Below are 24,579 nucleotides of genomic sequence, written 5' to 3'. Positions count from 1 at the left end.
CCGTCAGATGGACGTGCCGCTATCGGCCGTGTCAAGCCGGGCCGCCGCGTCGCGGGCGTCCTGCTGGTGGGGGTTGATCGACAGGCTGCGTCGCAGCGCATCGGCGGCGCGGTCGATATCGCCCAGTTCTTCAAGCATGGTGCCAAGCTGGGTCAGCGCCAGATATTGCCGCGGCTCGAGCGTCAGGGCGCGGGCCAGATCGGCGGCGGCGGGGCCGTAATCGCCGTTCAGCCAGAAGGCCATTCCACGCAGCTGAAAGCCCATCGCGTGCTCGGGCGCGTGGTCGGTCAGCGCGGTCAGATGCCCGATGGCCGCAACGTAGTCGCCCTGATCCAGCGCATCCTCGCCCCGCTGCTGGATCAGGTTCAGCGCGTCCGAGCCGGTATCCTCCCACGCAGTCAGGATCTCGGCCTCGGCCTTGATCCAGCCGTCGCCGTTCTGGCTGGCCAGCATGTCGAACAGCGCCGGATCGGCGGCAGCGGCGACCGCCCCGCCGGCAAAAGCGCCGGTCGTGCAGATAGCGGTGGCAATTGCCGCAAGGGCATGATGGAAAATCGGGACGCGCCTGTTCATACAGGTCTTGTAAACCGACAGGCTGGGACCCGCCAGCCGAAGAAGGAGAAACCGATGAGCAATGTGATCCCCGGCGCCGTCGCCGCGTTGAACGAAAAGCTGGGCGGCTTTGCGGACGGTACCGCGAAATTCGTCATCAAGGACGAGGGCTCGATCATGGTCGATTCCGAGGGCGCGCGCGCCGGCGATGAAGAGGCCGACGTCACCCTGACCGCCAGCCGCGAGACGTTCGAGGGGCTGCTGGACGGCTCGGTCAATCCGACCATGGCCTATATGTCGGGCAAGCTGGGCATCGACGGCAATATCGGGCTGGCGATGAAGCTGGGCTCGGCGCTGTCCTGATCGCCTGACGCGATCCCGCGCGGTCGGGGGCGCCAATGCGCGCTTCCAACCGCTGCGGATTGTGCTACAGCACCGGCATGACGCCAACATCTGCCCCCTTCCATCAGTTCGACGACACGACGCAGCGTCCGGCGCAGGCCTTCTGGCTGCGCAGCGATGACGACATCCGCCTGCGCGCGGCGCTGTGGCGGGCCACCGACGCCGCAGGCACGGTGCTGCTGTTCCCCGGCCGCACCGAATATGTCGAGAAATACGGCCCCTTTGCCGCCCGGCTGACCGATGCCGGGCTGAACGTGCTGACCATCGATTGGCGCGGTCAGGGGCTGGCGGACCGGCTGCAGGACCGGCACCGGCTGGGCCATATCGACGAATTCGCGCAATATCAGCTGGATGTGCTGGCCATGGTCGAGGCCGCGACCGCGCTCGATCTGCCCGAGCCGTGGCATCTGCTGGCCCATTCCATGGGCGGCGCCATCGGGCTTGCGGCGCTGGAAAACGGGCTGCCGGTGTCCACCGCGACCTTTTCGGCGCCGATGTGGGGCATCAATCACGCGCCCATCCCGCAGGGCTTCGCCCTTGGCCTGTCCGGCGTTGCCGGTCGGCTGGGGCGCGGCGGACGCGCGGCCTTTGGCACCGGCGGCGAGGGCACCTATGTGCTGGACGAGCCGTTCCGCGACAACATGCTGACGGGCGATGCCGATAGCTGGGCGCGGCTGCTGCGCGAGGCGGCGGCTTGGCCCGAGCTGACCCTTGGCGGGGCCAGCTTCCGCTGGGTGGGCGAGGCGCTGCGCGAATGTCGCCGGCTGGCAACCCTGCCCGCCCCCGATCTGCCGGCGCTGATCACGCTCGGCTCGCGCGAGATGATCGTCTCGGCCCCCGCGATCCGCAAACGCGCCGCCGAATGGCCCGATGCGAGGCTGCTGGAACTGCCCGACGGTCACCACGAGGTGATGATGGAACGGCCCGAGCTGCAGGACCGCTTTCTGCTCGCCTTCCTCGAACTGGTCTATGGCGACAGCGCCGAACCCGAATCGCCTGCTGCGCCCATAAAATCGCACGACACCGCGACCGACCCGGAGCTTGTCGACGCCGAGGCCCAGGCAATGGACAGCGGGGCTTGATCCCGCGACCCGCAGCCTGCACATCAGGGACAACAGAAAGGAAGTCCCGATGCGCCCTGACCGCGAGTTTCTCCGCCGCCCCCTGCATGACACCGTCCGCGACGCCGGCCCCTCGGCCGGGCTGTCCGCGACCCAGACCGAGTTCGGCGCCCTGCCCGACTGGGATCTGACCGACCTCTACCCCGCCCCCGACGCGCCCGAACTGACCGCCGATCTGGAGGCGGTCGAGGAAAAGGCCGCAGCTTTCGCCGCCGATTACGAAGGCAAGCTGGCCGCGCTGGACGCGCCCGGCATGCTGGACGCGATCCAGCGATACGAGGAAATCGACATCCTCGTCGGCCGCATCATGTCCTATGTCGGGCTGCGCTATTACCAGAACACCACCGATTCCGCCCGGGCAAAGCAGATGTCGGACATTCAGGCCCGGATCACCGACGCGACCACGCCGCTGGTGTTTTTCAGCCTCGAATTCAACCGCGTGCCCGACGATCATTATCAGGCGCTGTTCACCGCGCCCGACGGTCCCGCGCGCTACAAGCCGGTCTTCGACCGCATGCGCGCCATGCGTCCGCACCAGCTCTCCGATGAGCTGGAAAAATTCCTGCACGACAACTCCGTCGTCGGGGCCGCCGCATGGAACCGGCTGTTCGACGAGACGATGGCCGGTCTGACCTTCCAGATCGACGGCGAAGAGATGCAGCTCGAGGCCGCGCTGACCCTGCTGACCGACCATGACCGCGCCCGGCGCGAGGCGGCGGCCCGCGCGCTGGCGCAGGTCTTTGGCGACAGGGTCAAGCTGTTCGCCCGCATCCACAACACGCTGGCCAAGGAAAAGGCCGTCGAGGACAAGTGGCGCAAGATGCCCTCGCCCGAATATGGACGCCACCTCGCCAACCATGTCGAGCCCGAGGTGGTCGAGGCGCTGCGCGACGCCGTCACCCGCGCCTATCCGCGCATCTCGCACCGCTATTACAAGCTGAAGGCCCGCTGGCTGGGGCTGGACAAGCTGCAGGTTTGGGACCGCAACGCGCCGCTGCCGACCGAAACCCCGCGCAGCGTCGGCTGGGACGAGGCGCGCCAGACCGTGCTGGACGCCTATGCGGGCTTTTCGCCGCGTCTGGCGGAACTGGCCGAGCCGTTCTTCGACCGCGGCTGGATCGACGCCGCCGTCAAGCCCGGCAAGGCGCCCGGCGCCTTCGCCCATCCGACCGTGACCACCGCGCACCCCTATGTGATGCTGAACTATCTGGGCAAGCCGCGCGACGTGATGACCCTGGCGCATGAGCTGGGCCACGGCGTCCATCAGCGGCTGGCCGCGCAGCAGGGCGAGCTGCTGTCCTCCACGCCGCTGACGCTGGCGGAAACGGCTTCGGTCTTTGGCGAGATGCTGACCTTCCGCAAGCTGCTGGCCGAGACCACCGATCCGGCGCAGAAAAAGGCGCTGCTGGCCGGCAAGGTCGAGGACATGATCAACACCGTCGTCCGCCAGATCAGCTTCTATGATTTCGAGCTGCGCCTGCACGCCGCGCGGGCCGAGGGCGAGCTGACCCCCGACGACATCAACGCGATCTGGATGGATGTGGCGACCGAAAGCCTCGGCCCGGCCTTCGAGTTCATGCCGGGATACGAGACCTTCTGGTCCTATGTCCCGCATTTCGTGCACTCGCCCTTCTATGTCTATGCCTATGCCTTCGGCGACGGGCTGGTGAACGCGCTTTACGCCGCCTATCAGGCCGCGCCCGAGGGCTTTCAGCAGAAGTATTTCGACATGCTCTCGGCCGGTGGGTCCAAGCATCACAAGGAATTGCTGGCGCCCTTCGGTCTGGACGCGTCCGACACGGCCTTCTGGGACAAGGGTCTGCAGATGATCGAGGACTTCATCGACCAGCTCGAGGCGCTGCCGGACTGACGGCAAGGCGGGCGGCGGTGACACGCCGCCCCAAATGACGCGGCACGCCCGGCGGGTTTCCCCTTGGCCGGGCGCGCCTTACGGCGCAGGCCCGATTGCAAAGGAACGCCCGATGCTGCGCAAGACCCTGATCGCCCTTCTCGCCCTGACGATCCTTGCCGCGACGGCGTTCTTCGTGTTCGCGCCGGGGTTTCTGGAACGCAACCTCAACCCCGTCACCGCCCCGCCCGAGGGCTGGCCGGTCAGCGCCGAGGCCCGGGCCCTGCATGACCGTCTGGTGATCGGCGACTGGCACGCCGACGCGCTGCTGTGGGACCGCGACCTGCTGGAACGCGGCACGCGCGGCCATACTGACATCCCGCGCCTGGCCGAGGGCAACGTCGCCGTGCAAGTCTATACCACCGTCACGAAAAGCCCGCGCGGCCAGAACTACAGCCAGAACAGCGCCGAGGCGCCCGACAACATCACCCCGCTGTTCATCGGCCAGCTTCGCCCCATCCGCAGCTGGACCAGCCTGAAGCAGCGCGCGCTGGTGCAGGCCGAGGCGCTGCAGCGCTATGCCCGCACGGCGCCCGACCAGCTCCGCCTGATCCTGACCCGCGCCGATCTGGATGCGGTGCTGGCGGATCGCGCGGCGGGGGGCCGGGGCGTCGGCATCCTGCTTGGGTCAGAAGGCGCGCACCCGCTCGAGGGGGATCTCGCCAATCTCGACACGCTTTACGATGCCGGGTTCCGGCTGCTCGGGCTGACGCATTTCTTTGACAACCGGATCGGCGGCAGCCTGCATGGGCAGGGCGATCAGGGGCTGACCGCTTTCGGGCGGCAGGGGGTGGACGAAATGATGGCCCGCGACATGATCATCGACCTCGCCCATGCCAGCCCGCAGCTGATCCGCGACGTGCTGGCCATCGACGGCACGCGCCCGATCCTGTCCCATACCGGCATCCGCAGCCATTGCGACACGCCCCGCAATATTGACGACAATCTGATCCGCCAGATCACCGCCAAGGGCGGGCTGATCGGCATCGGCTATTGGTCCGACGTGGTCTGCGGCAAGACTCCCGCCGATATCGCGGGCGCGATCAGGGCCGCCATTGCGGTCGCGGGCGAGGATCACGTCTCGCTGGGGTCGGATTACGACGGCTCGGTCGATGCGCCTTTCGATGTGGCGGGGCTGGCGGCGCTGACGCAGGCGCTGCTGGATGCCGGGCTGACCGAGGCGCAGATCGCCAAGGTGATGGGCGGTAACATGATGCGCTATCTGTCCGAGATGCTGCCGCAGGGGTGACCTGCGGGCGGGCCGCCGCAGCCGGGGTTGATCCGGCGCGCCCGGCGGGTCAGGATGCGCGCGACCTTTGCGGGACCGCCCGACGCGGCCCCAGACAACCCGGAAAGAGACCCCGCGTGACCCATCCCAGCCCCCATCCCGCGCTGCCGGCATGAGCCTGCCGCGCATCATGGTCGCGCCCAACGGCGCGCGTCGCGGCAAGGCCGACCACCCGGCCCTGCCCGTCACCATCCCCGAACTCGTCGCCTGCGCCGCCGCCTGCCATGCCGAGGGCGCGGGCGGCATTCACGCCCATGTCCGCGACGCGGATGGCCACCACGTGCTCGACGCCGGCCTCTATCGCGAATTGATCGCGGAACTGTCCCGGCAGGTCCCCGGCATGGCGATCCAGATCACCACCGAGGCCGTCGGCCGCTACAGCCCCGCCGAGCAGCGTGCTTTGGTGGCGGAATTGCAGCCCGCCATGGTCTCGGTCGCGCTGCGCGAAATCACGGCCGAGCCGGACGCGGGCCTGACCCGCGCCTTCTTCCATGACTGCGACGCGGCGGGCATTGCGGTGCAGCATATCCTGTATGACGTGAGCGAGGTCGACCGGCTGGCCGAACTGATCAAGGACGGCACCATCCCCGGCGAGACCCCGCAGCTTCTGCATGTGCTGGGGCGCTATAGCGAGGGGCAGGTCTCGTCCCCCGCCGATCTCGACGCGCCCTTGTCGCGGCAGCGCGCCTTGGGGCTGCAGGCCGATTGGGCGGTCTGCGCCTTTGGCCCGGCAGAGACCGACTGCCTGCTGGCGGCGCTGGAACAGGGCGGGAAGGCGCGGATCGGGTTTGAAAACAACCTGTTCAACGCCGATGGAGGACTCGCGGCCTCGAATGCGGAACGGGTGGCGGAGCTGGTCAGCCGGATGGATCAGGTCCGTCGCTGAAGCCTCGCCCTGCCGGTCTTACGGCACGATCCGCTCCAGCGGATCATACATTGCCGCACGATCGGACCAGACGGCGCGGGCCAGCGAATCGGGCTTGTGGCGCAGCCCGGCCAGCTCGTCCTGCGTCACCCAGCGAAAGCGGTTCACGATGCCTTCGGGATCGGCGAGCGACACCGCGTCATCGCCGGTCAGCACGGCGCGAAATATCAGCTCGATCTGGTGATAGCCGCGCGCGGGGTCGTGGAATTCGTTGATCAGGATCGGCGCGCCGATCAGCACCACCAGCCCTGTCTCTTCCAGCACCTCCCGGGACAGATTGTCGGGCAGCGAGGCGCCCGGCTCGACCCCGCCGCCGGGCAGGCACCACAGGTCCGAGCGCGTGCCGGGATAGGCGTTGACCAGCAGCAGCCGCTCGCGATGCAGGATCGCCGCGCGCACCGCCAGCCGGGGCCGCGCCGCCGTCACCGGACGATCCGGTTGACATGGCCCATCTTGCGGCCCGCCCGAACCTCGGCCTTGCCGTAGAGATGGATCTGCGTATCCGGCGCGGCCAGCAGCGCTGGCAGCCGGTCCATGTCGTCGCCGATCAGGTTTTCCATCACCACATCCGCATGGCGCTGCCCGTCGCCAAGCGGCAGACCGGCGATGGCGCGGATATGCTGCTCGAACTGATCGACCGCGCAACCCGCCTGCGTCCAGTGGCCCGAGTTGTGCACACGCGGCGCGATCTCGTTCACGATCAGACCCTGATCGGTCACGAACAGCTCGACCCCCATCACGCCCACATAATTCAGCGCCGCCGCGATCCGCGCCGCCAGCAGCACCGCGTCGGTGACGACCGAGGCAGGCAGACCGCAGGGAACCGTGGTCCGACGCAGGATGCCGCCCTGATGAAGGTTCAAGCCGGGATCGAACGCCGCCACCTGCCCGTCCATCCCCCGCGCCACGATCACGCTGATCTCGGCCGAGAAATCGACGAATCCCTCCAGCACCGACGGCGCGCCGGTCCAGTCGCCCTGCCCGGCATCCGAGAACCGGATCTGCCCCTTGCCGTCATAGCCGAGCCGCCGGGTCTTGAGGATTGCGGGCGTGCCGATTTCCGCCAGGGCCGCAGGCAGCGCATCGCGATCGCCGACATCGGCAAAGGGCGCGGTCCGCAGGCCCAGACCGGTCAGAAACTGCTTTTCCGTCAGCCGGTCCTGCGACACCGACAGCGCCCGCCGGTTGGGCCGGATCGGGCGCAGGGATTCCAGCAGATCCAATGACTTGGCCGGTACATTCTCGAATTCATAGGTGATGACATCGACCGCGCCGGCAAAGCGGCGCAGGGCCTCGGCATCGTCATATTCCGCCGTCGTCAGGGCATAGGCCACCTCTGCGGCGGGCGCGGCGCCCGGTTCATAGATATGGGTCAGATAGCCAAGCCGCGCCGCCGCCATCGACAGCATCCGCCCAAGCTGGCCGCCGCCGAGGATGCCGATCACCGACCCCAGCGGCAGGGGGTCATTCGCGGGCTTGGGGTCAGTCATCCGAAGGCTCCTGCGGGATCGACTGCGACAGCGCCTCGCGCCAAGCATCGAGGCGGCGGGCCAGCGCCGGGTCGTCCAGCGCCAGGATCGCCGCCGCCATCAGCCCGGCATTGGCGGCCCCCGCGGCGCCGATGGCCATGGTCGCCACCGGAAACCCCTTGGGCATCTGGACGATGGAATAAAGCGAATCGACGCCCGACAGCGCCCTTGTCTGGACCGGCACGCCGATCACCGGCAGCCGCGTTTTCGAGGCCATCATCCCCGGGAGATGCGCCGCACCGCCCGCGCCAGCGATGATCACCCGCAAGCCGCGATCCACCGCCGCGCGGCCATAGCTCCACAGCCTGTCGGGGGTGCGGTGCGCGCTGACGATGCGGCATTCATGGCCCACGCCCAGCTCGTCCAGGATCGCCGCCGCCTCGCGCATGGTCTGCCAATCGGACTGGCTGCCCATGATGATGCCCACCGGAACGCCGGCCTGCTCGCTCAACTCCATCTCGCCCCCGTCGCAAAAACCGCACTATAATCGCGCCGTCGCGGGACGCAACAATCGGCGGCGCCTCAGGCGATGATATCCGGCGTCAGCTCGTCTTCCAGCCGCGCGATCTGATCCTTGAGCGCCAGTTTCTGCTTCTTCAGCCGTTGCAGCGTCAGCGAGGACGCCGTCGGCTGCACCACAAGCGCCCCGATCGCCTCGTCCAGATCGCGATGTTCCCGGCGCAGCACCGCAAGCCGGGTGCGGGCGATTTCGTCGTGGTTCATCTCGGGCTGGAAGGTCATGGCGGCGGGTTCCTGGCTGGCGCTGCGCGATTATAGCCGCGCTGCAGCAAAAGTTAAGTGTTTTCTGCAGGCTGGCGCTTGATCCCCGGCACATCTTGTCGCGGCCAGTCCGCGACCACATATTGATCGCAAGGGTCGCCATGATGGGGCCCAACCGACGACGAGTCGCTGCACAAGGGCTTGAGACACATGACGAAGCTGACACTGGCCTCGCATCCGCATCTTCTGGGCTTTGACCAGATCGAGCGGTTGGCGGAACGCGCCGCCAAGGGGACCGAGGGCTATCCGCCCTATAACATCGAACACCACGCGCCCGATGGGTTCACCATCACGCTGGCCGTCGCGGGCTTTGCCGAGGGGGATCTGACGATCTCGCTGGAAAACCGGCAGTTGACCGTCGCCGGCCGCCAGCCCGACACCGAGGCCGAGCGCGTGTTCCTGCATCGCGGCATCGCCGCCCGCGCCTTCCAGCGCAGCTTCGTGCTGGCCGAAGGGGTCGAGGTCGGCGGCGCAAGGCTGGAAAACGGCCTTCTGTCCATCTCGCTGCAGCGCAAACCGCAACCGAATGTCGTCCAGACCATTCCGATCAGCCGCAAATAGAAGGGGATCGCCATGAATACCAAATTTGAAAATCTGCCGGGGGACGAAGGCAATATCGTCTATATCCGCCGGGTCGAACTCGACAGCCTGCCGGACGAGGTGCGCCAGCAGGTGCCCGGCACCGACAGCCTCTATGCCGTCCACGGGATCGATGGAGAGCGGCTGGCTCTGGTCAAGGACCGAAAGCTGGCCTTCTTCCTGGCCCGGCAGAACGATCTCAGCCCCGTCAGCGTCCACTGACGCGACATATCCCGGCTGACGACTGCGCCGCCCTTGCTCCGGGGGCGGCGCTTTCGCATCTGGCGCCTTTTCCGCGTTGCTTCAGACCCGCGCGCTGAGCTCCCGCGACAGTTCCGCCATCCGCCGCTGCGCCTGAAACTTGTTCAGATATTTGCGTCGGCCGGTCAGCAGGCCCAGAACCATCTTGCGCTGTCCGTTCAGCCGCGACAGACGCCGGCGCCGCCGCGTCGGCTTTAGCTGCGGCATCAGATCGGCGATGGGCGCGACATAGGCCGACCAGACGGCACCAAGTGGTACCGGCCCGTTCCACGGCTTCATGCCCACGACATAATGGATCACCTTCGGCTCTGCCGGGATCAGGCTCGGATCGCTCCACGCGGCAGGGTCGGAATAGACATTGTATTCGGGCGGCAGCAGGATGATCCGGCCGCGGCAGGCCATGTTGAGCGCTGATTGGTCCTCGCTCAGCAGGGGCTTGGCCGGATCGGCCAGCAGCCGCAGGCAGGCGCCGGCCATGTCCTCGCGCCGGCAGATCGGCAGGTTCATCACCAGCAGCCCGGCGTTCACATACTGCCCCTTGGCGAGTTCCGTCGCGCTCAGTTCTGCTGCCATGGGCGATGGACAGGGCACCGCCGCGACGGGCGCGTCACCCATTTCCATGCAGGCGATGTCGGTCAGATTGCCGGTAACCACCATGTCGCAATCCATATACAGAACGCGATCCTCATCGGGCAACAGCTCCGGGATCAGCAGTCGCAGATAGGTCGCAGAGGTCAGGTGCCCGCGCAGCACCGGCAGATCGGCGAGAGCGTCGGCCGCGATCTCGATCCGCTGAACGTCGATGTTCAGGCGCGGCCCAAGCGCGTCGATGCGCGCGCGGTTGTCCGGGCTGATCTCGCGATCGAGCACCGTCACGCGCAGGTCCGGGATATGCGCGGCGGCCGAGGCGATCAGCCCCATGACACCGGCCGCATAGTTGTCGTCCGATCCGGTAACGATATGGACCTTGCTCATGCGGTCTCCCACGCTTGTTTCACCCAGTCGAGCCGGCCAATCCGGCGATACCATCGGCTGCCCTGCCCGGACATGACTTCGGCCATTTTCGGACTGCCGGCAAAGACCACGATGCGCGCGCCGTGTGGTAGCACCGGGTCGCGCAACCAGCTGCGCGCAAATCGCCCGACGCAATCATTCTTGAAGCTGACGCACCAGCCGCGCGGCCAGTAAGACAGTTGGCCCTGCTGGTTCAGAACATCGCTCACAAGCTGTTGTTCGTGTTCGTATTCCTCTGCCGCAGCGGCCGGATCAGTGAGATATCTGTCGAGCACTTCGGGATGGGCGCCGATCCGAAAGCGAAAGACCGACGTGTTTCCCACCATGTGCAGAAAGCGGTCGCGCGTGCGGTTCAGGCGGCGCAGCGGCTTTGGGCGGAACAGATCATCGTCGCGCAGGATCACCACCTCGCCCGGCAGATCGAAGAACGGCGACAGATCGTCCACCACCACCAGATCGAGGTCGAGAAACAGCGCCACCTGCCCCTCGATCCCCGCGAGGTCGCGGCGGAACAGGGCCAGCTTGCGCCAGCGGGTGTCGCGGCTGCCCGCAGGCAGGCCCAGTTCCGGCAGGGGCAGGCACTCGACGCCGGGGTCGATGCCCTGGGTGTCGTCGGTGAAGCAGATGACGCGGTGCGGGCGCGGCAGGTTGCGCCGCACCTGCGCGAACAGGCGGTTCACATCCTGCGCGCCATACAGCGTGCCCCATTTCATGCAGAGGATGTTGACGGCTTCGCCCACGACCGAGCCTTTGTGCGGGCGCGGGGCCGTTCCGGCCCGGCGCAATACTGCGGTTGCGGCCTTATTTCAGGCCGATCAGCCCAAGCTGTTCCAGTTTCAGCAGAACCTGATGGGCCGCGTTGTCGACGTCGATATTGGTCGTATCCAGACGCAGTTCCGGCGCCTGCGGTTCCTCGTAAGGGTCCGAGATGCCGGTGAACTCCTTGATCTTGCCCTCGCGCGCCAGCTTGTAGAGGCCCTTGCGGTCGCGGCGCTCGCATTCTTCCAGCGGGGTCGCGACGTGCACCTCGACAAAGGCGCCGCCGGCCTCGATCATCTCGCGCACGGCGCGGCGGGTGGCGGTATAGGGCGCGATCGGCGCGCAGATGGCGATGCCGCCATTCTTGGTGATCTCGGACGCGACATAGCCGATGCGCTTGATGTTGATGTCGCGGTGTTCCTTGCTGAACCCCAGTTCCGACGACAGATGCTTGCGGACCACATCGCCGTCCAGCAGCGTGACCGGGCGGCCGCCCATCTCCATCAGCTTGACCATCAGCGCGTTGGCGACGGTCGATTTGCCCGAGCCGGAGAGCCCGGTGAAGAACACCGTAAAGCCCTGCTGCGCCCGCGGCGGAGAGTTGCGACGCAGTTCGCGCACCACCTCGGGAAAGCTGAACCATTCAGGGATTTCCAGCCCCTCGCGCAGGCGGCGGCGCAGCTCGGTGCCCGAGATGTTCAGCACCGTCACGCCATCTTCGATCTCGTCGGCGGGTTCGTATTGGGCGCGTTCCTGCACATAGACCATGTGCTTGAAATCGACCAGTTTGACGCCGATCTCGTCCTCGTGCTTGCGGAACAGCTCTTGCGCGTCATAGGGGCCGTAGAAATCCTCGCCGGCCGAGTTCTTGCCCGGCCCGGCATGGTCGCGGCCGACGATGAAATGCGTGGCACCGTGGTTCCTGCGGATCAGCCCGTGCCAGACCGCCTCGCGCGGGCCGCCCATGCGCATGGCGAGGTTCAGCAGCGACAGCGTCGTGGTCGCCTGCGGATATTTGTCGAGCACCGCCTCGTAGCAGCGGACGCGGGTGAAGTGGTCGACATCGCCCGGCTTGGTCATGCCGACGACGGGGTGGATCATCAGGTTGGCCTGCGCCTCGCGCGCGGCGCGGAAGGTCAGTTCCTGATGCGCCCGGTGCAGCGGGTTGCGGGTCTGGAACACCACGACCTTGCGCCAGCCCAGTTTCTTGAACATGGCGCGCAGCTCGTTCGGGCTGTTGCGGCGGGCGCGGAAATCGTAATGCGTCGGCGCCTGCAGACCCTTGACCGGGCCGCCCAGATAGACCGGGCCGGCGGTGTGGTGCAGATAGTTGACCGCCGGGTGGGCCACGTCATCGGCGCCAAAGACCTTTTCGGCCTCGTGCGACTTGTTCGGCACCCATTTGTCGGTGACCGACATCACCGCCAGGATCACGCCTTCCTGATCGCGCAGCGCGATATCGGTGCCGGGCTCGATCCGGTCGGCAAAGGCCTGCGACACGTCGAGGTTGATGGGCATCGGCCACAGCCGGCCATCTGCCAGCCGCATCTCGTTCACGACCCCATCATAGTCGGCCTGGGTCAGAAACCCCTTCAGCGGAGAGAACCCGCCGTTCATCAGCAATTCCAGATCGCACAGCTGGCGCTCTGTCAGGTCCCAACTGGGCATGTCGCCGGCGACATCCTTCAGCGCCGCCGCGGATTGCGGCGCGACAAAAAGTTCGGGGATCGGCAGGTGATTGCTGTTTTCGGTCATGGCGGCGTCGTTCCTGTTCGCGGTCGCGTTGCACAGCCGGACATCCCCGGTTGCGGGCTGCCCGTCGCATAGCCGCTGCGCCCGGTGCTGACAACGGGGCAAAAGGAACACAACCCCAGACTGCGGCGTTGACGTGACACCCAACCAATCAGAAAGGCAGCCGCCATGGACCGACTGAGCCAGGATGAACTTCGCGCCCTCGACAAGGAGGAGCTTTCCCTTGTCGAACAAAGCATGGGCGACCTGACCCGGCTTGGCGGCAGCCAGCTTGCCGATCTGGTGCGGCGCCTGCGCGACCGGCGCGACCGCGCCCGCGATCTGGCCGACCGGCAGCGGCGCGAGGCGCGCGGCAAGGCGGAACCCGCGGGCCTGCACCCGGCTGGCGGGGATGAGGGGATGCGGCTGAAAAAGCAGGTGCTGACCGCGGCGCTGGATCGCGCGACGGCGGCTCAGGACGCTGGCCGCACCTGACTAGAGCTTGCGGCTGTCATAGGCCCAATGGAGCAGCGCTTGACGCTGGCGCGGGCGGCAGGACAGATCGCCGGTGTCGCAGGCGCTGCGCAATTGCCCGACATGGCGGCGCATCGCCCGCCAGCGGCCGATCTGGCGGTCGTCGTCCGGGTGACGGCGGCCCATGTAATACCGGCAATACCACTGGAACCAGCCGCGCGGGTCGTCCTGATGCAGCCAACCCTTGTCCCGCCAGACCGAGAGCGGCTGGCTGGCGTGGATCCCGAAATAATTCAGGCTGTCGTCGGGCTTCCCCGGCGACAGCTTGGAGTGTTCGAACCACGCGGCGGGAAACTCGTCGCGGCAATCGGTCATGTAGCAGCCGCCGAAGACGCCCAGCTCCAGCATCTCGGCCGGTGACAGGTCTGGGTCGAACCCGTCGGCGAAATTCTCGCCCTCGGGTTCGGTCAGCCGATAGCTGTAGCCCTGCTGCATCTTGTCGTTGACGGTGACGCTGCGGGACATGCCCTCAGCCCGCCGGGGCTTCTTCGGGCGTCTGGATCTGCGCCGCGTCCGGCGTCGGCTCGCCCGCGTCGCCGACCTCGGCCAGCCAGCGTTCGGCATCCAGCGCCGCCATGCAGCCCATGCCCGCGCTCGTCACTGCCTGCCGATAGACATGGTCGGTCAAATCGCCCGCGGCAAAGACACCGGGGATCGAGGTGCGCGTCGTGCCCGGCTCGACCCATACATAGCCACCCTCTTGCAGGCGCAGCTGGTCCTTGACCAGTTCGGACGCCGGCGAGTGACCGATGGCGACGAACACGCCCGACACATCCATCTGCGACTCCGCGCCGGTCTTGACGTTGCGCAGGCGCAGGCCCGAAACGCCGCGCGGATCATCCTCGCCCAGAACCTCCAGCACCTCGCTGTCCCAGACACATTCGATCTTGGGGTTCTTCAACAGCCGCTGCTGCAGGATCTTTTCGGCGCGCAATTCGTCGCGGCGGTGGATCAGCGTGACCTTGCTGGCGAAATTGGTCAGGAACAGGGCCTCTTCCACGGCGGTGTTGCCGCCACCGATGACCACGACCTCTTTGCCGCGATAAAAGAAGCCGTCGCAGGTTGCGCAGGCGCTGACGCCAAAGCCCTTGAAAGTTTCTTCGGACGGCAGGCCCAGCCAGCGGGCCTGCGCGCCGGTGGCCAGCACCAGCGCCTCGGTCGTAATGACCGCGCCGGATTCGCAGGTGGCGCGGAACGGGCGCTGCGACAGGTCCAGCGAGGCGACGGTGTCGAACATCACCTCGGCGCCCATGGCGCGGGCGTGCTCCTCCATCTTGACCATCAGTTCGGGACCCTGGATCTCGACATCGCCGGGCCAGTTCTCGACCTCGGTGGTGATGGTCAGCTGGCCGCCCGGCTGCATGCCCTGGATCAACAGCGGCTTTAGCATGGCGCGGGCGGCATAGATGGCCGCCGTATAGCCCGCCGGGCCCGAGCCGATGATCAGAAGTTTGCGGTGCTGTTCGGTCATCTGGCGTCCTTTCCGAGGCGTTTGATCGGTGCAGACCTGAGTAAAGCAGCCGGGCCGCCGCCGCAATCGGCTGCGGCCTTCGCGCGGGTGCCTGCGGCCATGCCCCGCAGGGCTGCGAAAGAATATTGCGCGGGACGCGCGGCTTCGATAGTTTCAGGCGCGAAACAAGGACAGGAAGCGCCATGGTCGCCCACAAGCTTGACGAGATCGACCGCAAGATCCTGGCCGAGCTGCAGGCCGATGGCCGCATGACCAATGTCGAACTGGCCCGCCGCGTCGGCATTTCCGCGCCGCCCTGCCTGCGCCGGGTCCGGGTGCTGGAAGAGGCGGGCTTCATCCGCGGCTATCACGCCCAGATCGACGCCCATTCGCTGGGCTTCGATGTCGCGGTCTTTGCCATGGTCCGGCTGCACAGCCAGTCCGAGCGCGACCTTGCCGCCTTCGAGGACCGCGCCCGCGACTGGCCCCTGGTGCGAGAGTGTCACATGCTGAACGGCGAGATCGATTTCATCCTGAAATGCGTGGCCCCCGACCTGCCCCGCTTTCAGCAGTTCCTGACCGAGCAGCTGACTGCCGCGCCCAATGTCGCCTCGGTCAAGACCTCGCTGGTGATCCGCTGCGCCAAGGACGAGCCGGGCGTGCCGTTTTCCCCCATGGCCGCGCCGAAGCCCTAGAAGATCACAGGGTGATGGCCGAGATCAGCCGGCCGTAATCGGCCTCACCCCGGTGGGTGCTGCGGCGATAGGAAAAGAAGCGCTCGGAATCGGCATAGGTGCAATGCCCGATCCACGCCGCCTCGACGCCCGCCTCGCGCAGCCGCGACAGGCCGAAGCCGGGCAGGTCGAACATCGGCTGCTCGTTCGGGCCGCCCGAGAAAAAGCGTTGATAGCCGGGATCTTCGTCGGTGAAGTTCTCCATAAACTCCCAGCCGACCTCATAGGCCCGCTGCGAAATGCAGGGGCCGATCACCGCCTTGATGCGGCTGGCGCCAAGCGCCTGCATGGCGGCGACCGTGGCTTCGAGCACGCCGTCCAGCGATCCCCGCCACCCGGCATGGGCGGCACCGATGACGCCCGCCTGCCTGTCGGCCAGCAGCACCGGCTGGCAATCGGCGGTCAGCACCGACAGCGCGATGCCGGGCGTTGCGGTGACAAGCGCATCGGCCTTGGTCCGGGTCAGCGCGGGGATGTCATCGGCGCTGTCGATGGTCGCCACATCGGCGGAATGGACCTGCCAGACCCCGGCCAGATGTGACAGGCTGACCCCCATCGCCTCGGCCGCGCGGCTGCGGTTGGTTTCCACCACATCCTGCTGATCGTTCGAGCCGCGCCCGCAATTCAGCCCGGCATAAAGGCCGGAACTCGCGCCGCCCCGGCGCGTGAAGAACCCGTGCCGCACCCCGTCGAGCAGCGGATGGGTCAGAATGTCCAGCGTCAGTTTCATATGCCCCTGCCTGCTAGGGCCGCCCCGCCAAGGGCCAAAAAGCCCGGCGGGGACGGCGCGGCGGCCGGCCAGATGGCCAGCGCCTTGAACAACTGTCCCATCGAATCGGGATGGGTCAAGCGTCTTGCAGCCTCGGCCGCGCCCTTGTCGCCCGCCGCCGTCAGCCGCGCGGCGCGGGCCTCGATCCCCAGCGCGGTCAGCAGCTCGCCCTGGCTGGTGAAGCCCACCGCGCAGCCCTCGGCCGCGGCGGCCATGGCGAGCGGCGCGAAATCGACATGCGCGGTCAGATCGGCGGTTCCCGGCGCGGCAAAGGGATCGACGGGTTTGTGCCGGGACAGCGCCTGAAACGTGTCGCCGCGCCCGTTCCAGCCGCCGTAATCGACCAGCAGCGCCGCACCGCCATGCTGCGCGACCCGCGCCGCGATCTGGCCGATAATGGTCGGGGCGGCCGGGCAACGCTCGATGACGTCGCCGGGTTCGCCCGGCAGGTCCAGATCCAGCACCGGCCCCAGACCGGGGCGCAGCGTGCCATCCCCCGCCAGCCCGACCAGCGATTCGGCCCAGCCGCCTGCCACGCGCCGGAACTGCTGGATCGGCAGCGCGTCCAGAAACTCGTTCGCGATCAGGAACAGCGGCGCTTGCGGCAGTTGGGTAATGTCGTCCAGATGCGTCACCGCGCCCAGACGCTGCTGCTGCACCGCGCGCAGATGGGGCGAGGCCTCGACCAGATGCAGCCGTGCGGCATCGCCCATGCCGGGCACGACGCGCAAGGCGCGCCGCGCATCCTGCATCAGCGTCCCGCGCCCCGGCCCGATCTCGGCCAGCGTAAAGGGGGCGGGTCGGCCCTGATCCAGCCAGACCTGCGCCAGCCACAGCCCCAGAAGCTCGCCGAAGATCTGGCTGATCTCGGGCGCGGTGACGAAATCGCCCTGCGCGCCGAAGGGGTCGCGGGTCGAGTAATAGCCGTGCCGGGGATGCAGCAGGCACAGCTCCATATAGCGCGACAGGCTCATCGGGCCGCTGCTGCGGATCTCGTCCGCGATCACCGCTGCCAGAGGCGTCATCGGGGCGGGCGGTTAAGCGCGCGGACGACCAGCCACAGCCCCAGCGCCAGCATCGGCAGCGACAAAAGCTGTCCCATGCTCATCCCCAGCGCCACCCGGCCCAGCGGGTTGTCGGGGGTGATGAACTGGACATCGGCCACGCGGAAGAACTCGACAAAGATGCGGGCCGCCGCATAGCCGGCCAGAAACACGCCCAGAAGCAGCCCCGGCCGCCGCAGCGCGCCGCGCCGCAGCAGCACCAGCAGGACCAGCCCCAGGACCAGCCCTTCCAGCCCGGCCTCGTAGAGCTGGCTGGGGTGGCGGGCGCAGGGGCCGACCACGCCGGGGCAGTCCTGGGCCGCCGCGCCGGGGAAGATCACGCCCCAGGGCATGTCGGTGGGGCGGCCCCACAGCTCGGCATTGACGAAATTCGCGAGCCTGCCGAAGAACAGCCCGATCGGCGCGGCGATGGCCATGGCGTCGGCCAGCCGCAGCGGATCGACGCCGTTGCGCCGCGCCCACCACCAGGCGGCGATGACGGTGCCCAGAAAGCCGCCGTGAAAGGACATGCCGCCCTGCCAGACCTTCACGATCTCGAACGGGTGGGACAGGTAATAGCCGGGCTGATAGAACAGCACGAAGCCCAGCCGCCCGCCGATCACCACCCCGGCGATGACCCAGGTCAGCAGATCCTCGACCCGGTTCGCCGGCATGGGGGCGGCGTCGCCCCACAGGTGATCGGATTTCATCAGCCGCCAGATCGCCAGCGCGCCCAGCACCAGACCGGCCAGATAGGCGAGCGCATACCAGCGCAGCGCCAGTTCGATCCCGCCAAGCCGGATGGTGAAGATCTCGGGGCTGATATCGGGAAAGGCGATCATGGCGGTCCTTGTCGTGCCCGGCAGGGGCGTTCGGGGCTGCGCGCACGCTAGCCGCCGCGCCCCCGGTGTCAACTGCGATCCCGGCCCGTGCCGCCCCTGCCCCGCGCGCCCCGTGATCGGCGCGCGCCCATGTCAGCCGTTGAACGCGCGGGCGGGCTGCCCCATATAGGCGCGACCCGCCACAGCGCATTCAAGAGGCAGCAATGACCGGCCAGAACAAGTTTTTCGACGACATGTCACGGATGATGACAAACGCGATGGGCGTGGCCCAGGGCGCGCGATCCGAAGCAGAGACCGCCTTCAACTCGTGGATCGACCGCTGGCTTGCCGAGCGTAATCTGGTCACGCGCGAGGAATTCGACGCCGTCCGCGACATGGCGATCAAGGCCCGCACCGAAAATGCCGAGCTGAAGGCCCGGCTCGACGCGCTCGACGCAGCACCGCGCGGCAATTCGACGCCGAGCGACGCGCAGGGCTGACCCCGCGCGCCGGTTCGGGGCGTCTCGCCGGCGCTATTGCGCCGGCTGATCCAGCGTCACCCGCTGCTGCAGGCTGCCGTCTCGGTTATAGACCAGGATTTCGCCCGCGTCGGTCACCACCGCCAGCAGGTTGCGGCCGAAGGTCACGGCCTCGGCGGTCTGGCCTTCGGGCAGGCTGATGGTCGCGGGCAGTTGCGGCAGCGGCGGGGTGCGCAGCTGCAGCCACATCACCACGGCGATGACCGCCAGCCCCAGCACCATCGCCACCGCCAGCCCGCCGACCAGCAATTTCAGAAACAGCACATGCGGAATGATCTGCTGCCCCGGCTCGAGTTCGCGCGAGGGATCGCGCAGTTCCGTCTCGCGCAGGTCGCGCGGCTGGTTTATGTCGCCTGTCATGAGTGATCTTGTCCTGACCGTTCCAGAAGGTATGTCCGACCGCCTTGATAAGGTGCTTGCCGCACTTGTGCCAGCCGAAGCGGCATTGTCGCGTTCGCGTCTCGCCCGGCTGATCGCCGACGGCGCGGTGTCGGGGCCGGACGGGGTGGCGGCGGGGCCGCGCGTCCGCGTCCTGCCGGGACAGGTCTGGCGCATCGCCCTGCCCCCGCCGGAAAGTGTAGAGACCCTGCCGCAGCAGATCGACCTGACCGTCGCGTATGAAGATGATGACATCATCGTGATCGACAAGCCGGCGGGCATGGTCGTCCACCCCGCCCCCGGCAGCCGCGACGGCACGCTGGTCAACGCGCTGCTGCATCACTGCGCGGGCAGCCTGTCGGGGATCGGCGGCGAGATGCGGCCGGGCATCGTCCACCGCATCGACAAGGATACATCCGGCCTGCTGGTCGCGGCGAAATCCGACCGCGCCCATCACGGCCTCGCCGCCCAGTTCGAGGCGCATAGCGTCGACCGCGCCTATCTGGCGCTGGCGCATGGCATCATCGACCCCGGCGACGCCCGGCTGCGCGGCACCCGCGGCGTCAGTTTCGAGCCGGGCGGGGTGCTGAAGATCACCTCGCGGCTGGACCGTCACCCGCATGACCGCCAGCGGCAGGCGGTGCATTTCAACGGCGAGCGCGGCCGCCACGCGGTGACGCGGGCCCGGATGCTCGAGGCGTTCGGCACACCGCCCGCTGCCATGCTGGTCGAGTGTCGGCTGGAAACCGGGCGCACGCACCAGATCCGCGTTCACATGGCCCATGCCGGGCTGGGGCTGATCGGCGACCCGGTCTATGGCGGCGCCCGCCGCGCCTCGGTCCGCGCGCTGGGTGAGGTGGCCGAGGCCGTGCAGGCCTTCCCCCGTCAGGCGCTGCACGCGGCGCGTCTGGGGTTCATCCATCCGGTCAGCGGTCAGCGGCTGGACCTGCAATCCGATCTGCCGCAGGATATGCAGCTTTTGCTGGCGCAACTGCGCGGAACCGATGCCGCGACGCAGCGTTGAGACGCTGAGAGGACAGGACATGGCCAATTACACCAGACTTCCCGCGCCCAGCCCCGAACAGGGGCTGAACCGCTATCTGCAGGAAATCCGCAAGTTTCCGCTGCTCGAGCCGGAAGAGGAATACATGCTGGCCAAGGCCTGGGTCGATCACGGCGACAGTGAGGCGGCGCACAAGATGGTGACCAGCCACCTGCGTCTGGCGGCCAAGATCGCCATGGGCTATCGCGGCTACGGCCTGCCGCAGGCCGAGGTGATTTCCGAGGCCAATGTCGGGCTGATGCAGGCGGTCAAGCGCTTCGACCCCGAACGCGGCTTCCGGCTGGCGACCTATGCGATGTGGTGGATCCGGGCCAGCATCCAGGAATACATCCTGCGGTCATGGTCGCTGGTCAAGATGGGCACCACCTCGGGCCAGAAAAAGCTGTTCTTCAACCTGCGCAAGGCGAAAAACCGCATCGGTGCGATGGAGGAAGGCGATCTGCGCCCGGAAAACGTGGCCCAGATCGCCCATGACCTGAACGTCACCGAACGCGAAGTGATCGAGATGAACCGCCGCATGGCCGGGGCGGACGCGTCGCTGAACGCGACCATCGGCTCGGCCGACGGCGATTCCACCGCGCAATGGCAGGACTGGCTGGAAGACGAGGACGCCAACCAGGCGGAATCCTATGCCGAAAGCCAAGAACTCGACACCCGACGCGAGATGCTGATCGAGGCGATGGACGTGCTGAACGACCGCGAAAAGGACATCCTGATGGAGCGGCGACTGCGCGACGATCCCCTCACGCTCGAGGAACTCTCGGGCCGCTACGAGGTCTCGCGCGAGCGCATTCGTCAGATCGAGGTCCGCGCCTTCGAGAAACTGCAGGACCGGATGCGGGATCTCGCCCGCGACAAGGGCATGAAGATCGGCAGCGACGATTGACGCCGCGCCCGGTGCATCCCATGCTGGCCTGAAAACAGGGCAGGGCAGGATGCGTTCGACGGCGCTCAGGCAGTTTCAGCGGCTGGAAGCACCGGGCAGCTGGCGCCCGGCGCCGGACGCGCAATTGCGCGAGGTGGTCGTCTCGATCGGCGAGGCGACGCTGATCCTCTCCGATCCCAAATCCGACGCGCCGCTGGCCCATTGGTCGCTGCCGGCGGTGAAACGGATGAATCCCGGCACCCGTCCGGCGGTCTATGTTCCCGTCGCGGCCGAAGGCGACGGCCCCTTTGAATCGCTGGAGGTCGATGATCGCTGGATGATCGACGCCATCGGCCGCGTGCAGGCCGCCATCGCCGCGCGGCGGCCCCATCCGGGGCGCCTGCGCGGCGGGCTGATGGCGGGCGCGGTGCTGGTGATGCTGCTGGCCGGCGCGGTGTGGCTGCCCGGCGCGATGCGCAGCCATGCGGCGCGGATCACGCCTGCGGCCGAGCGTCAGCAGATCGGCCTCGCCATCCTGCGCGACATGAGCCGGACCACGGGCGCGCCCTGCGCCGATCCCGCGGCCGCTGGCTCGTTGCATCTCTTAGCCAAGCGCATCGGTCTGCCGGCGGGCGCCCGCATCGCCGTGCTGCGCGAGGGGTTGCCGGGCGCCATCATGCTGCCCGGCCATGTCCTTGCCGTCGATCACGCGCTGATCCGCGACCAGTCCGAGCCCGAGGCGCTGGCGGGCCACATGCTCGCCGCTTATCTGACCGCCGCCGAAACCGATCCGATGGTCGAGGCGCTGGCGCAGGTGCCGTTTTCGCAGATCCTCGGCCTGCTGACGCGCGGGACGCTGCGCCCCGATGTCTGGCAGGGTTATGGTGAGGCGCTGCTGTCCCAGCCCCCGAAGCGCGCCTCGGAACGACGGCTGCTGGAGGGGTTCGCGGCGGCCAAGCTGCCCAGCAGCCCCTATGCCGAGACGCTGCCCGACAGCGGCACCCGCGCCGTCGCGCTGACCGAATCCGATCCCTTCCGCAGCCACCCCTATCCGCCCGCGCTGGACGAACGCGATTGGATCACGCTGCAGCAGATCTGCGTCGGGCAAGAGTAACCGGGGCGGAGCCAAAGCGGGGATTTAGGTCACGCAGCGAAGAGGCAATGACCACCCATCCGGCGGGCGCAATAACGCGCGATCCGCCGCAACGCCAGGGCGACGACCGCCCCGCAAGCTGTTGATGAAAATGGTGAGCCCGACAGGATTCGAACCTGTGACCCACTGATTAAAAGTCAGTTGCTCTACCAACTGAGCTACGGGCCCACTCTTCAGGGCGCTTACCTAGATTTGGCCGCCGATGGGGTCAAGCGCAAAAGATCGGTTCTGGCGAAAAACTTTTTGCGGCCTTATATGCGGCGCATGGAACACGCGCGCACCCCCGGCCTGCCCTTCATGAAGATGCACGGGCTCGGCAATGATTTCGTCGTCCTCGACCTGCGTCACGGCATGAACGCGCCCGATGCCGCGACCGTGGCGGCCATGGCCGACCGCCGTTTCGGCGTCGGCTTCGACCAGCTTGCGACCGTCGATCACGACGACGCGGGCGCGGATGCGCGGCTGGTGTTTTTCAACGCCGATGGTTCGCGCTCGGCCGCTTGCGGGAACGCCACGCGCTGCATCGCGCGCTGGCTGATCGACGCGACCGGCAAGCCCCGCCTGCGGCTGCGGACCGATCACGCAGTGCTTGAGGCCGAGGATGCGGGCGCGGGCCTGACCCGTGTCAACATGGGGCCGCCGGTGCTCGACTGGCGCGCGATCCCGCTGTCGCATGACGTCGACATCGACCATCTGCCGATCCCCGGCGATCCGGTCGCGACCGGCATGGGCAACCCGCATCTGACCTTTTTCGTCCCCGATGCCGACGCGGTCGATCTGGAACGCTTTGGCGCGGAACACGAACACCACCCGCTTTACCCGGAACGGACCAATGTCGAAATCGTGCAGGTGCTGTCGCGCGACGCGATCCGGCTGCGGATCTGGGAACGCGGGACCGGGCCGACGCTGGCCTCGGGGTCGTGTTCCTGCGCGGCGGCGGTGGCCGCGGCCCGGCGCGGGCTGACCGAACGGCAGGTCACGGTGCATGTGCCGGGGGGCGAGATCATGATCGACTGGCGCGAGGACGGGGTCTGGATGACCGCGCGCACCGCCCATATCTTCGACGGCGTGTGGCGCGGATGAGCGGGCCGGACCACAACCCGCCGGTCTTTTCGACCCATGGCTGCCGGCTGAACGCCTATGAATCCGAAGCGATGCGCGAGATGGCCGAGGCGGCGGGCCTGACCGGCGCGGTCATCGTCAACACCTGCGCCGTCACCGCCGAGGCTGTCCGCAAGGCCCGTCAGGACATCCGCCGCCTGCGCCGCGACCACCCCGACGCGCCCATCATCGTGACCGGCTGCGCCGCCCAAACCGAGCCCGAAACCTTCGCCGCCATGCCCGAGGTGACGCGGGTGCTGGGCAATGCCGAAAAGATGCAGCCAGAAAGCTGGGCGCGGCTGACCCCCGACCTGATTGGTCAGACCGAACGCGTCATCGTGGATGACATCATGGCCGTGCGCGAGACCGCCGGGCACCTGATCGACGGGTTCGGCCGCCATCGCGCCTATGTGCAGGTCCAGAACGGCTGCGACCATCGCTGCACCTTCTGCATCATCCCCTATGGCCGCGGCAATTCGCGCAGCGTGCCCGCAGGGGTCGTGGTCGAGCAGATCAAGCGCCTGCGCGACCGAGGCTTCAACGAGGTCGTGCTGACCGGCGTCGATCTGACCTCGTGGGGGGCCGATCTGCCCGCCGCGCCGCGTCTGGGCGATCTGGTCATGCGCATCCTCAAGCTGGTGCCCGACCTGCCGCGCCTGCGGATCAGCAGCATCGATTCGATCGAGGCCGACGACCGGCTGATGGAGGCGCTGGCCACCGAACCCCGCCTGATGCCGCATCTGCACCTGTCGCTGCAGGCGGGCGACGACATGATCCTGAAACGGATGAAGCGCCGCCATCTGCGCGACGACGCCATCCGCTTTTGCGAGGATGCCCGCCGCCTGCGCCCCGATATCGTCTTTGGCGCCGACATCATCGCGGGCTTTCCGACCGAGACCGAGGCGATGTTCCAGAACTCGCTGAACCTGGTGCGCGATTGCGGGCTGACCTTCCTGCATGTCTTCCCCTATTCCGCCCGCAATGGCACGCCCGCCGCGCGGATGCCGGCGGTCGACGGCACCGCCATCCGCGACCGCGCCGCGCGTCTGCGTGCCGCCGGCGACGCGGCGCTGCTGGCGCATCTGGACGCGCAGCGGGGCGTCACCCACCGCATCCTGACCGAGGGCCCGCGCCTGGGTCGGACCGCGCATTTCGCCGAGGTGCGTTTCGACCGCGACATGCCCGAAGGCAGCCTGCTGGACCTGACCATCACCGGCCATGACGGCACCCGCCTGACCGCCTGAGCGCAGCCGCGCCCGCCCTTTCATTCGCCCGCGCC

Annotated in this window: 29 protein-coding genes and 1 tRNA gene; 15 read left to right on the top strand and 15 right to left on the bottom strand. The window is 67.8% G+C overall.

Going from position 1 to position 24,579, the window contains the following annotated elements:
• Window positions 1-3: 3 nt before the first annotated feature.
• A complete protein-coding gene (locus CYR75_RS04905) occupies window positions 4-573 on the bottom strand; it encodes a tetratricopeptide repeat protein (protein ID WP_101499062.1) in 570 nt (189 codons plus the stop codon).
• Window positions 574-627: 54 nt separating this feature from the next.
• On the opposite strand from CYR75_RS04905, the gene CYR75_RS04900 reads away from it, so the two are divergent.
• The 5 genes from CYR75_RS04900 to CYR75_RS04880 all read left to right on the top strand — a co-directional run bounded on the left by CYR75_RS04900 (window position 628) and on the right by CYR75_RS04880 (window position 6,158).
• Complete coding sequence (locus tag CYR75_RS04900; protein WP_101499061.1) at window positions 628-915, top strand: SCP2 sterol-binding domain-containing protein; 288 nt, start codon at window positions 628-630, stop codon at window positions 913-915.
• Between the two features lie 77 nt (window positions 916-992).
• Window positions 993-2,036, top strand: coding sequence for an alpha/beta hydrolase (locus CYR75_RS04895; protein WP_101499060.1), 1,044 nt, complete (start codon window positions 993-995; stop codon window positions 2,034-2,036).
• A gap of 49 nt (window positions 2,037-2,085) precedes the next feature.
• Window positions 2,086-3,945, top strand: a complete 1,860-nt coding sequence (locus tag CYR75_RS04890) for a M3 family oligoendopeptidase (protein ID WP_101499059.1) — start codon at window positions 2,086-2,088, stop codon at window positions 3,943-3,945.
• A gap of 112 nt (window positions 3,946-4,057) precedes the next feature.
• The gene (locus CYR75_RS04885; protein ID WP_101499058.1) at window positions 4,058-5,233 is read left to right on the top strand and encodes a dipeptidase; all 1,176 of its coding nucleotides are present in this window, start codon (window positions 4,058-4,060) and stop codon (window positions 5,231-5,233) included.
• A gap of 151 nt (window positions 5,234-5,384) precedes the next feature.
• On the top strand, window positions 5,385-6,158 hold the full coding sequence (locus CYR75_RS04880; RefSeq protein ID WP_101499057.1) for a BKACE family enzyme: 774 nt from the start codon (window positions 5,385-5,387) through the stop codon (window positions 6,156-6,158).
• Window positions 6,159-6,176: 18 nt separating this feature from the next.
• Here CYR75_RS04880 and CYR75_RS04875 read toward each other — a convergent pair whose 3' ends face one another.
• From CYR75_RS04875 to CYR75_RS04860, 4 genes are all read right to left on the bottom strand, one after another.
• Window positions 6,177-6,623: an NUDIX domain-containing protein gene (locus CYR75_RS04875; RefSeq protein ID WP_101499056.1), complete on the bottom strand. Its 447-nt coding sequence runs from the start codon at window positions 6,621-6,623 to the stop codon at window positions 6,177-6,179.
• Window positions 6,620-7,687, bottom strand: coding sequence for a 5-(carboxyamino)imidazole ribonucleotide synthase (locus tag CYR75_RS04870; protein WP_101499055.1), 1,068 nt, complete (start codon window positions 7,685-7,687; stop codon window positions 6,620-6,622). Before CYR75_RS04870 ends, CYR75_RS04875 begins: the two co-directional genes overlap by 4 nt.
• Window positions 7,680-8,183, bottom strand: coding sequence for a 5-(carboxyamino)imidazole ribonucleotide mutase (purE, locus tag CYR75_RS04865; RefSeq protein WP_101499054.1), 504 nt, complete (start codon window positions 8,181-8,183; stop codon window positions 7,680-7,682). The genes CYR75_RS04870 and purE overlap by 8 nt, the downstream gene beginning before the upstream one ends.
• A 65-nt stretch (window positions 8,184-8,248) precedes the next feature.
• Window positions 8,249-8,467, bottom strand: a complete 219-nt coding sequence (locus CYR75_RS04860) for a YdcH family protein (RefSeq protein ID WP_101499053.1) — start codon at window positions 8,465-8,467, stop codon at window positions 8,249-8,251.
• A 189-nt stretch (window positions 8,468-8,656) separates the two neighbouring features.
• On the opposite strand from CYR75_RS04860, the gene CYR75_RS04855 reads away from it, so the two are divergent.
• On the top strand, window positions 8,657-9,067 hold the full coding sequence (locus CYR75_RS04855) for an Hsp20 family protein (RefSeq protein WP_101499052.1): 411 nt from the start codon (window positions 8,657-8,659) through the stop codon (window positions 9,065-9,067).
• Between the two features lie 12 nt (window positions 9,068-9,079).
• On the top strand, window positions 9,080-9,307 hold the full coding sequence (locus tag CYR75_RS04850; RefSeq protein WP_101499051.1) for a DUF1150 family protein: 228 nt from the start codon (window positions 9,080-9,082) through the stop codon (window positions 9,305-9,307).
• 81 nt (window positions 9,308-9,388) lie between these two features.
• Here the strand turns inward: CYR75_RS04850 and CYR75_RS04845 are convergent, their stop codons facing one another.
• The 3 genes from CYR75_RS04845 to CYR75_RS04835 form a co-directional block, all read right to left on the bottom strand.
• Complete coding sequence (locus CYR75_RS04845; protein ID WP_158644576.1) at window positions 9,389-10,321, bottom strand: glycosyltransferase family 8 protein; 933 nt, start codon at window positions 10,319-10,321, stop codon at window positions 9,389-9,391.
• Window positions 10,318-11,100 carry a hypothetical protein gene (locus CYR75_RS04840; RefSeq protein ID WP_101500878.1) on the bottom strand — a complete coding sequence of 261 codons (783 nt, stop codon included), beginning with the start codon at window positions 11,098-11,100 and terminating at the stop codon, window positions 10,318-10,320. Before CYR75_RS04840 ends, CYR75_RS04845 begins: the two co-directional genes overlap by 4 nt.
• Before the next feature lie 61 nt (window positions 11,101-11,161).
• A complete protein-coding gene (locus CYR75_RS04835) occupies window positions 11,162-12,874 on the bottom strand; it encodes a bifunctional sulfate adenylyltransferase/adenylylsulfate kinase (RefSeq protein WP_101499049.1) in 1,713 nt (570 codons plus the stop codon).
• A gap of 165 nt (window positions 12,875-13,039) precedes the next feature.
• Here CYR75_RS04835 and CYR75_RS04830 point away from each other — a divergent pair, with 165 nt between their 5' ends.
• On the top strand, window positions 13,040-13,345 hold the full coding sequence (locus CYR75_RS04830; protein WP_101499048.1) for a hypothetical protein: 306 nt from the start codon (window positions 13,040-13,042) through the stop codon (window positions 13,343-13,345).
• On the opposite strand, the gene CYR75_RS04825 is transcribed toward CYR75_RS04830, so the two are convergent.
• Entirely contained in the window at window positions 13,346-13,849 is a 504-nt protein-coding gene (locus tag CYR75_RS04825) for a hypothetical protein (protein WP_192876686.1), read from the bottom strand.
• 4 nt (window positions 13,850-13,853) lie between these two features.
• Entirely contained in the window at window positions 13,854-14,855 is a 1,002-nt protein-coding gene (trxB, locus tag CYR75_RS04820) for a thioredoxin-disulfide reductase (RefSeq protein ID WP_101499047.1), read from the bottom strand.
• A gap of 182 nt (window positions 14,856-15,037) precedes the next feature.
• Between trxB and CYR75_RS04815 the strand changes: the two genes are divergently transcribed.
• Window positions 15,038-15,529, top strand: coding sequence for an Lrp/AsnC family transcriptional regulator (locus tag CYR75_RS04815; protein WP_101499046.1), 492 nt, complete (start codon window positions 15,038-15,040; stop codon window positions 15,527-15,529).
• 4 nt (window positions 15,530-15,533) lie between these two features.
• Here the strand turns inward: CYR75_RS04815 and pgeF are convergent, their stop codons facing one another.
• From pgeF to lgt, 3 genes are read right to left on the bottom strand one after another with little or no spacing between them, the layout of a single operon-like run.
• Entirely contained in the window at window positions 15,534-16,298 is a 765-nt protein-coding gene (gene pgeF / locus CYR75_RS04810) for a peptidoglycan editing factor PgeF (RefSeq protein WP_192876685.1), read from the bottom strand.
• Window positions 16,295-17,362 (bottom strand): class I SAM-dependent methyltransferase, encoded by a 1,068-nt coding sequence (locus tag CYR75_RS04805; protein WP_101499045.1) that lies wholly within the window; start codon window positions 17,360-17,362, stop codon window positions 16,295-16,297. Before CYR75_RS04805 ends, pgeF begins: the two co-directional genes overlap by 4 nt.
• The gene (gene lgt, locus CYR75_RS04800) at window positions 17,359-18,222 is read right to left on the bottom strand and encodes a prolipoprotein diacylglyceryl transferase (RefSeq protein WP_101499044.1); all 864 of its coding nucleotides are present in this window, start codon (window positions 18,220-18,222) and stop codon (window positions 17,359-17,361) included. Before lgt ends, CYR75_RS04805 begins: the two co-directional genes overlap by 4 nt.
• A gap of 203 nt (window positions 18,223-18,425) precedes the next feature.
• Here lgt and CYR75_RS04795 point away from each other — a divergent pair, with 203 nt between their 5' ends.
• Window positions 18,426-18,701, top strand: a complete 276-nt coding sequence (locus tag CYR75_RS04795) for an accessory factor UbiK family protein (protein ID WP_101499043.1) — start codon at window positions 18,426-18,428, stop codon at window positions 18,699-18,701.
• Window positions 18,702-18,734: 33 nt separating this feature from the next.
• On the opposite strand, the gene CYR75_RS16345 is transcribed toward CYR75_RS04795, so the two are convergent.
• On the bottom strand, window positions 18,735-19,100 hold the full coding sequence (locus tag CYR75_RS16345; protein WP_225972843.1) for a DUF6476 family protein: 366 nt from the start codon (window positions 19,098-19,100) through the stop codon (window positions 18,735-18,737).
• Between the two features lie 31 nt (window positions 19,101-19,131).
• Between CYR75_RS16345 and CYR75_RS04785 the strand changes: the two genes are divergently transcribed.
• Genes CYR75_RS04785 through CYR75_RS04775 form a run of 3 tightly spaced genes read left to right on the top strand, consistent with a single transcriptional unit; the run spans window position 19,132 to window position 22,160 of the window.
• Window positions 19,132-20,142: an RluA family pseudouridine synthase gene (locus CYR75_RS04785; protein ID WP_404825362.1), complete on the top strand. Its 1,011-nt coding sequence runs from the start codon at window positions 19,132-19,134 to the stop codon at window positions 20,140-20,142.
• 19 nt (window positions 20,143-20,161) lie between these two features.
• Window positions 20,162-21,067: an RNA polymerase sigma factor RpoH gene (gene rpoH / locus CYR75_RS04780; protein WP_101499041.1), complete on the top strand. Its 906-nt coding sequence runs from the start codon at window positions 20,162-20,164 to the stop codon at window positions 21,065-21,067.
• 49 nt (window positions 21,068-21,116) lie between these two features.
• On the top strand, window positions 21,117-22,160 hold the full coding sequence (locus CYR75_RS04775) for a hypothetical protein (RefSeq protein WP_101499040.1): 1,044 nt from the start codon (window positions 21,117-21,119) through the stop codon (window positions 22,158-22,160).
• Between the two features lie 131 nt (window positions 22,161-22,291).
• On the opposite strand, the gene CYR75_RS04770 is transcribed toward CYR75_RS04775, so the two are convergent.
• A tRNA-Lys gene (locus CYR75_RS04770) sits at window positions 22,292-22,367 on the bottom strand.
• Between the two features lie 96 nt (window positions 22,368-22,463).
• Here CYR75_RS04770 and dapF point away from each other — a divergent pair.
• Together dapF and mtaB are read left to right on the top strand one after the other, a co-directional pair.
• Window positions 22,464-23,282 carry a diaminopimelate epimerase gene (dapF, locus tag CYR75_RS04765; protein ID WP_158644575.1) on the top strand — a complete coding sequence of 273 codons (819 nt, stop codon included), beginning with the start codon at window positions 22,464-22,466 and terminating at the stop codon, window positions 23,280-23,282.
• A complete protein-coding gene (mtaB, locus tag CYR75_RS04760; RefSeq protein WP_101499038.1) occupies window positions 23,279-24,544 on the top strand; it encodes a tRNA (N(6)-L-threonylcarbamoyladenosine(37)-C(2))-methylthiotransferase MtaB in 1,266 nt (421 codons plus the stop codon). Before dapF ends, mtaB begins: the two co-directional genes overlap by 4 nt.
• Window positions 24,545-24,579 lie beyond the last annotated feature (35 nt).

The organism is Paracoccus jeotgali (genome assembly GCF_002865605.1).
In the GTDB taxonomy this organism is placed as follows: domain Bacteria; phylum Pseudomonadota; class Alphaproteobacteria; order Rhodobacterales; family Rhodobacteraceae; genus Paracoccus; species Paracoccus jeotgali.
The sequence above is the reverse complement of the archived record's forward strand: the minus strand, read 5'-3'. Positions and strand labels throughout refer to the sequence as shown.